Raw genomic sequence first — 11,889 nt, forward strand, 5'->3', positions numbered from 1 at the left:
GGGATCACAGCTTCGCGTACGCTTCGCGCAGGTGATCGATCCATACCTCCACGACTTCCGGGTATTCCCCAAGCCCCGAGAAAACCGTTTCGCAGGCGATCCCGTTCTTTGCGAGCAGGGATTTCCAGCTGTCGGGCTTGTCGCCGGAAATATCGTTGCGGACATGGTCTCCGGCCACGGTCATGAAGGGAATGAGCCAGGCCCTGCGGACCTTTTGTTCCGCCAGTTTCGGGACGACGTCCCCGATGGACGGATATCCCTGCACGGTGGCCACAAAGACGTTCCGGGCTTCTTCCTTCAACACGCGGTCCATGGCCCCGTAGACCGCATCGGCCGGATGCTTCCCGGTACCGTGACCTGCGAAGACAACCGCGTCCTCCGGTTTTCGTTCCCCGGGAATGCGCCGGATAAGCGCGCGCGCCACGCGGAGCGTGTCCTCATGCGATGCGATGAGGGGCATGGCGATTTCGATCTTTTCGAACCCACCCGCCATATCCCCGAAGAGCCGGGCGTTCCGGTACAACTCGTGGAATTCCTTTCCGGGAATCACATGGAGAGAGAGCAGGGCGACATGGGTGTATCCGTCGTCCATCAGCTTTGCAAGAGCGGTCTCGGGCGAATCCAGGCGCCGCCCCCGGGAGGCGGCCTTCGCTCTGATGACGCGGGATGTGTAAGCCCACCTGACCTCGACGCCCGGGAAAGCGGCCTCCACCCCGTCCTGGATTCGGTCAAAGGACTTTTGCGCCTCCGGAACGCTCGTCCCGAAAGCCACCAGGAGAATCGCCCGGCGGGCCGGCCGGTCCCGCCCTCCGCCGGAGACGAAGCTCCTTTCCGAAGCGAACGGGCCCAGCATCATCAGGGCGCTCATCAAAAACCAGGGTGTCTGCATCGAGGCCATCCTTCCTTGCATTGAAATCGTTCTCACCCTGCACGCCGCACGCCGTCGTGCAATCGAACCATACACGTTCGGCCGTCTCTACACAAGCCGCACGACAGCCGCGCGAACCTGAGCGGCCGACCCGGCGCAATCGAACGTGTTTCGCGGGCGCGGCGAGCCTCATGATAAATTATCCTGGACATAGATTCCCGGGAGAGTCTGTTTTCATGCTTCGCGGGTGATGCCGGCGCCATGGGGAATTGCGTCCCTTTTCAGCCGCCGCATGTCTTGCGGCGCTGACTCGCGCCTGGAAGGATTCGGACGGCCCCACGCCCGTTCAGGCTGGGAAACCGGCATGGAAACGCTCGTCCCCGCCGCAGGGCCGTTTGCGGGAACGACGCGGGGCCAAAAAAGAGGCACCCGGGGGAGGGCCCCCGGGTGGTTGAGAGGTTGATGAGAGTGTTGAGGAGGGGAAATTCTTCGCATGTGGGACGAAGGTGCACGTGATTTCCCCCAAAAAAAAATCCCTGGAACGATTCGTTCCAAGGATTGCACCCGGATTTACTTGATCCTTCGAGGCCAGGCGGTATAACCGCGTACCGCGCCCTTTGCGCCTCAGGCAGGTGTTCTGGCTCCGGATCACCCTACTCGCCGCCCCTTCCCGGATCACTCCAGTGGCTCGGCGGCTTTCGTCCCCGTACACAGCGGCGGGACCGCTCCCGATTTTCACGGGATTCCCTTTTGAGCTCTAAAGCACCTGAGCGTCTCCAATCATGGTCATTTTATGTCTATCAGCAAAGCGAGCGTGTTGTCAAGCACTTCGTGCAAAGGTGTTTCGGCGCTCCGTTTCAGCCATCGGGGGAGGACCGGGAGCCCGTTGAGGATAAAATGCCCGGACGCGGCCTGCCGGGATCGCAGTGGCAAGGTTCGCACCGTTACGCCGGACCCGCTGCCCGACGGCCGCGTAGATGTCAACCATCTGCAGAGCACCGGACATTCAGCCTCATCAACCCGATTGACTTGGAATGACCGGGTTGATATTTTCCTCTCAATCCGGAGCGAAAAGATTCACCGGTACAGTTTCGGTTACAGTATTCACAATCGGGTCACGAAGGTCAGAGGAAATCCCCGAGGGGAGAATTCCCGGCTTTTCTTCGGGAGCCCCGCAGGATCGTTGCGTTTGCGTCGATGCGGGTCCCGTCACGGCACGCCCGGCCGGGCCGCCTTGGGGCCCGCGGGCGCTCCGGGCTGATGAGATACCATGGCTCATATCGATGCGTCCTTTCTTGAGATCAACAGCCTGGATGCCCTGTCCCGCCAGGATACCTCGATTCACCGGCTGGACCCGCGCGCCAAGGTGCTCACCGCCCTCATCTTCGTGGTTGCCGTCGTATCCGTGGACAAGTACGAAGTATCCGGGTTACTCCCCTTCGTTCTTTACCCGGTGGTGCTGATCGCCCTCGGCAACTTGCCGCCGGGCCGGCTCCTGCGAAAGATCCTGATCGCGGCTCCCTTTGCCGTGCTCATCGGCATTTTCAATCCCCTGCTGGACCGCGCCGTTCTCGTGCAAATGGGACCGCTGGGAATATCCGGCGGCTGGATTTCTTTCGGTTCGATCCTGGTCCGATTTGCGCTGACGGTGAGCGCAGCCCTGATTCTGGTTGCGACCACCGGCTTCGACGGCGTGTGCGCCGCCCTGGAAAGGATGAGGGTGCCGAAGGTGTTCGTCGTGCAACTGCTGTTTCTCTATCGTTACCTGTTCGTGCTGGTCGAGGAGGCGTCGCGTCTGAGCAGGGCGCGTTCACTGCGTTCCTTCGACGGAAAGGGCATGGGGTTGACGGTCTTTTCCAGTATGATCGGCCAGTTGCTTCTGCGCAGCTTCGACCGGGCGCAACGCATCCACCGGGCCATGCTGTGCCGCGGGTTCGACGGCGAAATCCGGACCGTGCGCGCGTTGAGGTTCAGAGCGGCTGACCTGGGGTTTCTGCTGGGCTGGACCCTGCTTTTCATCGCGATGCGTCTGAGCAATATTCCCGCAATGATCGGCGGCGCCATTACGGAGCTGGCAAAATGAGTCACCACATCGTGGAAGTCGGGGACCTGCACTATACTTATCCGGATGGGCATTCGGCTTTGAGCGGAGTTTCTTTCAGGATCACCCACGGGGAGACCGTTGCCGTCGTCGGCGCCAACGGGGCGGGAAAATCGACCCTGCTCCTGCACTTGAACGGCTGCCTCGTCCCTCAGTCCGGAACGGTGAGGATCGGCGATTTCCCCTTGACCCGCAAGACCCTGCAGCATGTCCGGCGGACGGTGGGCATGGTCTTTCAGGATGCCGACGACCAGCTGTTCATGCCGCACGTGTACGACGATGTGGCCTTCGGGCCGCTGAACCTCGGATTGCCGCCCGAGGAAGTCGACCGGCGCGTCACGAACGCGCTGAGCACGGTCGGCGCCCTCCACCTCAAAGATCGCCCCCCCTACCGGCTTTCGGGAGGCGAGAAAAGGGCCGTGGCCATTGCCTCCGTCCTGTCCATGTCGCCGGACATCCTGGTGATGGATGAACCGACTTCGAACCTGGACCCCAAGTCAAGGCGGCAGCTGATCGAGCTTCTGCGCACCTTTCATCACACGGTGATCGTGGCCACCCACGACCTCGATATGGTCCTCGACCTGTGCTCCCGCATCATCGTTTTGCACCGGGGCACGGTGGCCGCCGACGGTCCCGCCCGGGAAATCCTCCAGAACGACGAACTGCTCGACTCCGCCCGGCTGGAAAGACCCTTGCGCCTCCAGGGATGCCCCGTGTGCAGCCCGCGGGAGTCCGGTCCGCGGCAGGGATTCACGCCCGACGGGGACGAGTCCCCCTGAAGTCGTGTTCCGTGCCGCATGCGAGACACGGTCGACCGGCGCATGGGACCTCCCCGAAACCGGGCCTGTTTTTCGTCCGGTATTGCATTGAAGCTTGTGGTTTTCCGTTTTCAGTATTAAAGATATGCGAAGACGTCTGCCGATTATTAGACTGAACCAGGATGCCTCTTGCGGCCCTCGGCAGAATCCGGAACATGACCCATCATCACCGACTCAACCTACCGCCCGTTCGGGGCATGTTCTATTGATACGACCGGTCATGAATTTGGTGAACAAGGAAAGGTCATGCGCAAATACACTTTCAGTTCGGAGGAGCTCATCAGACTTCTGGAAGAGACGATCAACCTTTTTCTTAAATACCAGTTCCAGCACGGTTTTGAGGAACCCGGAGCCAGGGTTGCGGCCATCATGGACACCCTCAACGGGGAGACGGGTTGTCCGCAATTGCAGGACTCCTACAGGTGGGACTGCGATGCGGTCTACAACAACCTCGCGGAAATCCTTTCGAAAGGGAGCCCGATCGAGGAACCGGCCGATGCCTTCAACTGTGCGAAGACACTCGCCGATATACTCGTATTCATGAAACGGGTCACCGCCAACAACGAGTTGGGACCGGACGACCGGAAGACCTTTTCGGAGATTCTCGGGGCCCTCGAAGTGCTGGCCAGACGCATCACCGAGTACGAACGAAGGGTGATCGGCATCGAAATGCTGCCCACTTCAGACATCATGTACCTGAAGCCCACTTCCGAAGTTGAGGAGTAAACTCCGCACGGACTGAATCGCCTCCGGAAGAACGTCGTGCGGCGCCCGTTCGTCCGGCTCCGCCAGCCGCAACGACCCACCTGCAGGCATGGGTCGGGCGGATGTTCGATCCTGGATTGCGCTCTCTTGCGGAGCGGCGCCCTTCCCCTGTGTTCAACGCTTCCCGAACCATTCCCGCATCAGCCGATCCGGCTTGATCCGGGAATAGAGATACCCGTAGACGGGTCTCGAGAAGATCTCGATCTGCCGCATGAGCCAGTCCCCGTCCCGGTCGTCCACGGTGAACCGCTTGACCCGCATGGCTCCCCAACCCGCCAGGTTCACGCCGCGCCTCACGAGATAGGTGACGTCGATGCCCAGGGCGCGGGCTGTGGCGAGGGAATGTCGGTCATGCCTGCCGGACGGCCAGCAGAGCTGATTTCCCGGCCTTCCCAAGTGGCGCCGAAGTGCCTCCCGGCCCGCCGCGATGTCCGACCGGACATCCGGCAGGCGTCCATGACTCGCCGTGTGGTTTTCGACCGAGCAAAGCCCGCCGTCGGTCATCTCCTTGAGATCGTGCCAGTTGCACACGACCTCCCCGGCCCGTTTCGTGCGCACAAGATCCTCCGCTTCCCGGTGCGGGGGGAACGCTTCGGGCGGAGCCTGTCGGGGATGCATGCTCGCCAGGTCGGCCCAGCCGGAAACGACGAAGACGGTGAATTTGAGCCCGAATGTTCGCAGAATCGGGTATGCGTAAACGAAAACATCCAGCCAGGCATCGTCGAAGGTGAGCAGGACCGATTTGGCGGGTACGTCCCTCACACCGAGCATGTAGTCGCGGAACTCCTCGCTGCTCAGCGTGGCATACCCCTCGCGGCGCAGCCTCCCCATCATCTCGGCAAACACCGGGACGCTCACCGTGAGAAAGTCACCGGCGTTTGCGTTGACATGATGAAACATGCAAACCGGAACCGATCGTATCTTCACCTGCTCCCGGCGACCTCCCGATAGACCTCGAGCGTCTCCGCCATCATCGTCTCGAAGGACAAGTCCCTGACGGCCAGTGCGTAGGCATTTTCCACCTGGGCCCGGGGCAAATCATCGAGCACCCCGACGACCGTTTCAGCCAGCTTCCGGACATCTGCGCACGGATACAGGAAGCCGGTGCGGCCATCCTCGACGAGCTCCGGTATCCCGCCCACGCGGCTCGCCACCACGGGCTTTTTCATCGCGAACGCCTGCGGGATGACCCGGGACCGCGCCTCGATCTCGGAAGTCAGCACGATGACGTCGCTCGCGGCGATGAACCGCTCCACGTCTTCCCGGAACCCCGTGAGGACGATCCGGTCGCGGTGCCGGACGCCCCGGATTTCGGCGTCGAGTCGGGCAAGGAACTCCGGACGGGTCGCCGATCCCACGATGAAAAACCAGGCGTCGGGAATCCGGGCGACGATGTCGTCCACGGCCCTGACCAGGTAATGCTGGCCCTTGTCCGGCCGGATCATGCCGATGAGCGTGACCGGTCGGGCGGATGGAGGGAGGCCGAATTCGTCCCGGACCGCCTGCCCGTCCACACCGGGATGGAATTGCCCGAGGTCGATGCCGTCGCCGACCACGCGTATTCGGGAACGTTTTCCCAGACCCTGGTTGACGATCCGGTCGGCGATGCTGCCCGATGCGGCGATGATCCGGTCCGATCCCAGCCGCCAGGTCAGCCGGTGCGGGAGGTCGTCCCGGAGGGCGACGCAGACGTGTTGAGTGCGAACCACCGGGATGGAGAGCAGCCGGGCCGCCATGGCCGTGCTTGCATCCCGCGAGCTGTGGCAGTCGATGACGTCGATGCGGCGCCGTTTTGCGAAACGTATGAGCGAGAGGACGGCTATCGGGCTGAGGGACCCTCGAAATGGAACCACCTGGCGCGGCAGGTTCCGCCGGGCTGCTTCCCGGTAGACGGCGGATTCCTCCCTGGCCAGGAGCCAGAATTCATGCCCGCGATCGCGCGCCCAACGGATCTGTTCGAGGATCCGAAGCTCCTGGCCCCCGAGGTTGATCGAGCTCTCCGTATGCGCGACTCTCATGGCCGGGCCATCCTTCCGAGCGCCAACGAGCGCACGGGGAAAAACCGGGGGCGGATCCGCGGAAAACGATGCGGCCTCTTGCTCCATAAGCAAAAAAGGGTCGGCCTCATTCGGCCAACCCTTGTTCGTTTCTGGTGGAGCTACGGGGAGTCGAACCCCGGACCTCTTGAATGCCATTCAAGCGCTCTCCCAACTGAGCTACAGCCCCACGATCCTCGAGAATTTTCTTGCCGGACGCCGACCGTCACCGGTCGATTCCGGCCTCCCCCTCACTCGGCGGGCAAGGAAGGCGTAAAGGCATGCTACACCAACAGAGGGCCAAAATCAAGGTCCCGCGTGGAACCGGACTTCGTGAAAAGCCGGCGGCAGGTTCCGAGTGGGCCATTCGTGTATCGTTGGCCACAAGGTCGGATGGGCGGGCGGTTTGGAGTCGAGCCCCGGCATGGATCGGCAAACTCGCGCGATGCCGGCGAGGGCCTGGCGGTCGCGGTGCAGGAGCGATGACCGAGCGCTTCCGCAATGGATGCGGGAGGGCTTCCCTCTCCGGCATGGGTCTCACGACCGCGGTGCGTTCAGGATGACACAACCCCTGCCCATCGAGAGGTGATGCGGGCGGGGATACCCCCTACGGACCGATGTGCCCGTCAGACGTAGAGGAGGACTTTATCCCCGTCCGCCCAATGCACTCATCTTAAACACGAAATTGTATCGCGACCCGCGGGCCGCAGCTTCGACGGATTGCCCGGCGGGCACTCCCGAGAGGAAGAACCGTTCCGGTCAGTCCCCGTTCGCGTTGTACTTGATGGTGGCATAGTCCTGGTATTTGTCGCGCGAGTATGATTGGCCCGTGACGTAGACATTGCCGCCGCCGTCCACGGCCACGGCTGCAGCCGCGCCGGAGATCTCCGCGTAGAACCTCACCCATTGCCGGACCCCATTCGTATCGTACTTGACGGTTCCATAATGCAAGTGCCCCAGATCGCCTTCCACCTGGCCGGTCACGCAGACGTTGCCGGCGGGGTCCACGGCCATGCCGGAGGGGCTGTCGCTCCATCCGTCCGGCCCCACGAGGCGTCTCATCCATTGCCGGTTGCCGTCGGGGTCGTACTTGATGGTTACGTAATCAAAGAATAATAAGTTATTTGTCCCCGCTTCACCCGTCACATAGACGTTGCCGGCGGCGTCCACCGCGATGGCCTTGGCTCTGTCCGTCTCATTCCATGGGCCGTTGTAGCGTCTGACCCACTTTCGGTTTCCATTCGTGTCGTACTTGATGGTGGCATAATTCAGGCCGCCATAATTATCGGGCCAAACCGCACCTCCCGTGACATGGACGTTTCCGCTCCGGTCCACTGCAATGGCCGCGGCCTTGTCATCCTTGTTGCCGGGGCCGTTGTATCGCCTCACCCACTTTCGGTTTCCCTTCGCGTCGTACTTGACGGTGGCATAATCGTAGCCTGATTGCATTCCCACCGACGCGCCCGTCACGTAGACGTTCCCGTTGCGGTCTACGGCGATGGCCGTCGCCTCGTCATCGGAGCTCTTCGGGCCGTTATAGCGAGCCACCCACCTCTGATTTCCATCCGCGTCGTACTTGACGGTCGCATAGTCGAGGTAGGTGTAATTTTCCGACTTGCCCGTCACATAGATGTTGCCGGCGGCATCCACGGCCAGAGCCGTGGCCGTGTCGTTCATGCCCGCGGGGCCGTCGTATCGCCTCACCCATTGCGGCTTTCCGTTCGTGTCGTACTTGATGGTCGCATAATCGTAGCCTGAACGAAGTCCCATCGATGTGCCCGTGACGTAGACGTTCCCGTCGCGGTCCACGGCAATCGCCGCGGCTTGATCAATGTAGTGCTTCGGGCCGTCATATCGCCGCACCCACTTTCGGTTTCCATTCGTGTCGTACTTGACGGTGGCATAATCGAGGGACGTGAAATTCTCCTCTGCGTAATTCGCCGATGTGCCCGTGACGTAGACGCTGCCGGCGGAGTCCACGGCGATGGCCTTGGCTTCGTCCCGATACTCACCGCCGTAATGCCGCACCCATTCCGCCGATGCAACGGCCGGGAGGCTCAAGACGCAGAGCAGGAGAAGCGAGGCAACGATCAGGAGCAATCTCGGAAGTCCGGGCCGGCCGGAGCGGGTCTTCAAGGGGTTCCTCCGCATTGCCCGAATCCTCATGGGATTTATTGATCTGGCCCGAAGGCCGGCACGAATCTTCAAGGGGTTCCTCCTTCCCGGTTTCATGGGCTTTGGGTTGCAGGGAAGCCAATCGGGTCTGCTCGTCCTGTTCCAGGTCACGGGTCACGTTTGCTCTCCATAGGGTTCCTGCTCCTCGGACAACGTCGCAACCCGGCCCCGCCGGATTCACCGTTCAGTTCCCGTTCGTATCGTATTTGATGGTTACATAATCCGCGCCGGAGTACATATTAGGCGAACCGCCCGTGACGTAGACATTCCCGCCGGCGGTCACGACCAGAGCCGTGGCTGTGCCCACCACTTCCATCCTCACCCATTGCCGGTTTCCATCCGTATCGTACTTGACGGTTCCGTACTTCGAGAGTCCGGAAGCGTCCACCGCCTGGCCCGTCACGTACACGTTGCCCGCGGAGTCCACGCCTATCGCGGTCGGGGTATCCCACGCATCGTGAGGCCCCTGGAGGCGTTTTATCCACTGCCGGTTTCCATCCGCGTCGTATTTGATGGTCGTGTAGTCGAGGTATGAGTAAATGCCCTCGGCTTCGCCCGTCACGTAGACGTTGCCGGCGGAGTCCACGGCTATGGCCTTACCCGTGTCGTTTTCATTCCGAGGACCGTTGTAGCGCCTCACCCACTTCTCGTTTCCTTCCGTGTCATACTTGATGGTGGCATAGTCCAGCGAGCCGTAATCTTCCGACCCCATCGAACCTCCCGTGACATAAACGTTTCCGCTCCGGTCCACGGCCATTGCCGCGGGCATATCGTAAAGCCCACCCGGGCCGTTGTAGTGCCGCTCCCACTTCAGGCCGCCATCCGCACCATACTTGATGGTCACATAGTCGTAGTTCTCCGGATCGGCTGCGCCCGCGACATAGACGTTTCCTATGCCGTCCAGCGCTATGCCGATGGGGGTCCTGGCGTTCCAGGGACCCTTGTAATGCCTCACCCACTGCCGTTTCCCGTTCGTATCATACTTGATCGTCCCAAAATGGCTGTAAGTGGATTCGCCGTCGACACGGCCGGTCACATAGACGTTCCCGCCGCCGTCAACGGCCAGGGCCACGGCTTTGTCGTTCTTATTCTGAGGGCCGTTGTACCGTCTCACCCACTGCCGCTTCCCGTTCGTGTCGTACTTGACGGTGGCATAATCGTAGCCTGAATCAAGTCCCATCGATGTGCCCGTGACGTAGACGTTCCCGTCGCGGTCCAAGGCGATGGCCGCAGCCTCGTCATTGTAATTTTTCGGGCCGTTATATCGAGCCACCCATTTGCGGCTTCCGTACCTGTCGTACTTGACGGTTGCATAATCGAGGTAGGTGTGGTTACCCGTTGATTCGCCGGTTACGTAGACATTCCCGCCGCGGTCCACAGCGATCCCGGTCGCAAAGTCGCCTCCCCCGTAACGTTGCACCCACCCCGCCCATGCAACGGCCGAGCAGCTCAGGATGCAGGACAATAACAGCGAGGCAACGGTCAGGGTCGGTCTCGGAAATCCAGGCAAGCTGAAGGGGGTCTTCAAGGGGTTCCTTCGCGTTGCCCGAATCCTCATGGGATTTATTGCTCTGGCCCGGAGGCCGGCACAAATCTTCAAGGGGTTCCTCCTTCACGGTTTCATGGGCTTTGGGTTGCAGGGAATCCAATCGGGGCGGCTTGTCCTGTTCCAGGTCACGGGTCACGCTTGTTGTCCATGAGGTTCCCGCACCCCGAGCCACGTCTCAACCCGGCCGCCTGCGGATTCACCGTTCAGTTCCCGTTCGTGTCGTATTTGATGGTGACATAATCCGCGTCGGTGGAGTACGCGCCATATGAAATGCCCGTGACATAGACATTCCCGCCGGCGGTCACGACCATGGCAGTGGCCACGCTAGTACCGCCCCCCGAGTAGAACTTCACCCATTGCCGGTTTCCATCCGTATCGTACTTGACGGTTCCATACCTCCAGTACCCGGAGGCGCCCTCCACCTGGCCCGTCACGTAGACGTTGCCCGCAGAGTCCACGCCTATCGCGGTGGGAACCTCAACCGCATCGCGAGGCCCCAGGAGGCGTTTTATCCACTGCCGATTTCCATCGGCGTCGTACTTGATGGTCGTGTAGTCGAGGGATGAGTAAATGCCCTCGGCTTCGCCCGTCACATAGACGTTGCCGGCGGAGTCCACGGCTATGGCCTTACTCGTATCGTTTTCATTCCGAGGACCGTTGTAGCGCCGCACCCACTTCTCGTTTCCTTCCGTGTCATACTTGATGGTGGCATAGTCCAGCGAGCCGTAATCTTCCGACCCCATCGAACCTCCCGTGACATAAACGTTTCCGCTCCGGTCCACGGCCATTGCCGCGGGCATATCGTAAAGCCCACCCGGGCCGTTGTAGTGCCGCTCCCACTTCAGGCCGCCATCCGCGTCGTACTTGATGGTCACATAGTCGAAGGTGCCCGGATCGGCTGCCCCCGAGACATAGACGTTTCCGATGCCGTCCACGGCTATGGCGGCGGGGGTTTTGGCGTTCCAAGGCCCCTTGTAATGCCTCACCCACTGCCGTTTCCCGTTCGTATCGTACTTGATGGTCGCAAAATGGCCGTAATCATCGCCGTCGACACGGCCGGTCACATAGACGTTCCCGCCGCCGTCAACGGCCAGGGCCATGGCTTTGTCGTTCTTGTTCTGAGGGCCGTTGTACCGTCTCACCCACTGCCGCTTCCCGTTCGTGTCGTACTTGACGGTTGCATAATCGTAGCCTGAAGAGAGCCCCATCGATTTGCCCGTGACGTAGACGTTCCCGTCGGGGTCCACGGCAATGGCCGCGGCCTCGTCATTGTAGTTCTTCGGGCCGTTGTATCGCCGCACCCACTTTCGGTTTCCATACCTGTCATACTTGATCGTCGCATAATCGATGTATGTGTAGTTTCCCGATATGAAACCCGCCGAAGCGCCCGTGACATAGACGTTCCCGCCGCGGTCCACGGCGATCCCCGTAGCAAAGTCCCCTCCCCCGCCGCCGTACCGCTGGACCCACCCCGCCGATGCCACGGCCGGGCAGCTCAAGATGCTGAAGAAAAGCAGTGGAACGACAATTTGGATTGTTCTCGGAAGCCTTGGAAAGTTGACAGGAGTCTTCAAGCG

The 11,889-nt window shown here is 61.2% G+C and carries 9 protein-coding genes, 1 tRNA gene and 1 riboswitch; of the genes, 3 read left to right on the plus strand and 7 right to left on the minus strand.

Going from position 1 to position 11,889, the window contains the following annotated elements:
* Positions 1-4: 4 nt before the first annotated feature.
* Positions 5-889 (minus strand): sirohydrochlorin cobaltochelatase, encoded by an 885-nt coding sequence (locus SFUM_RS05725; RefSeq protein WP_011697965.1) that lies wholly within the window; start codon positions 887-889, stop codon positions 5-7.
* Between the two features lie 589 nt (positions 890-1,478).
* Positions 1,479-1,653, minus strand: a riboswitch (cobalamin riboswitch).
* 485 nt (positions 1,654-2,138) lie between these two features.
* Here SFUM_RS05725 and cbiQ point away from each other — a divergent pair.
* The 3 genes from cbiQ (at position 2,139) to SFUM_RS05740 (ending at position 4,513) form a co-directional block, all read left to right on the plus strand.
* Positions 2,139-2,951: a cobalt ECF transporter T component CbiQ gene (cbiQ, locus tag SFUM_RS05730; protein WP_011697966.1), complete on the plus strand. Its 813-nt coding sequence runs from the start codon at positions 2,139-2,141 to the stop codon at positions 2,949-2,951.
* Positions 2,948-3,748, plus strand: a complete 801-nt coding sequence (locus SFUM_RS05735; protein WP_011697967.1) for an energy-coupling factor ABC transporter ATP-binding protein — start codon at positions 2,948-2,950, stop codon at positions 3,746-3,748. Before cbiQ ends, SFUM_RS05735 begins: the two co-directional genes overlap by 4 nt.
* Positions 3,749-4,033: 285 nt before the next feature.
* Entirely contained in the window at positions 4,034-4,513 is a 480-nt protein-coding gene (locus SFUM_RS05740) for a hypothetical protein (protein WP_011697968.1), read from the plus strand.
* A gap of 153 nt (positions 4,514-4,666) precedes the next feature.
* On the opposite strand, the gene SFUM_RS05745 is transcribed toward SFUM_RS05740, so the two are convergent.
* The 6 genes from SFUM_RS05745 to SFUM_RS05775 all read right to left on the minus strand — a co-directional run bounded on the left by SFUM_RS05745 (position 4,667) and on the right by SFUM_RS05775 (position 11,886).
* Positions 4,667-5,479, minus strand: a complete 813-nt coding sequence (locus tag SFUM_RS05745) for a polysaccharide deacetylase family protein (RefSeq protein ID WP_011697969.1) — start codon at positions 5,477-5,479, stop codon at positions 4,667-4,669.
* Positions 5,476-6,570, minus strand: a complete 1,095-nt coding sequence (locus SFUM_RS23265) for a glycosyltransferase family 4 protein (RefSeq protein WP_011697970.1) — start codon at positions 6,568-6,570, stop codon at positions 5,476-5,478. The genes SFUM_RS05745 and SFUM_RS23265 overlap by 4 nt, the downstream gene beginning before the upstream one ends.
* 132 nt (positions 6,571-6,702) lie before the next feature.
* A tRNA-Ala gene (locus tag SFUM_RS05755) sits at positions 6,703-6,778 on the minus strand.
* 569 nt (positions 6,779-7,347) lie between these two features.
* Complete coding sequence (locus SFUM_RS05760; RefSeq protein ID WP_011697971.1) at positions 7,348-8,739, minus strand: SBBP repeat-containing protein; 1,392 nt, start codon at positions 8,737-8,739, stop codon at positions 7,348-7,350.
* Between the two features lie 208 nt (positions 8,740-8,947).
* A complete protein-coding gene (locus SFUM_RS05765) occupies positions 8,948-10,291 on the minus strand; it encodes an SBBP repeat-containing protein (protein ID WP_244148097.1) in 1,344 nt (447 codons plus the stop codon).
* Between the two features lie 224 nt (positions 10,292-10,515).
* Complete coding sequence (locus SFUM_RS05775; RefSeq protein WP_011697973.1) at positions 10,516-11,886, minus strand: SBBP repeat-containing protein; 1,371 nt, start codon at positions 11,884-11,886, stop codon at positions 10,516-10,518.
* Between the last annotated feature and the right edge of the window lie 3 nt (positions 11,887-11,889).

This window comes from Syntrophobacter fumaroxidans MPOB (assembly GCF_000014965.1).
Classification (GTDB): Bacteria; Desulfobacterota; Syntrophobacteria; order Syntrophobacterales; family Syntrophobacteraceae; genus Syntrophobacter; species Syntrophobacter fumaroxidans.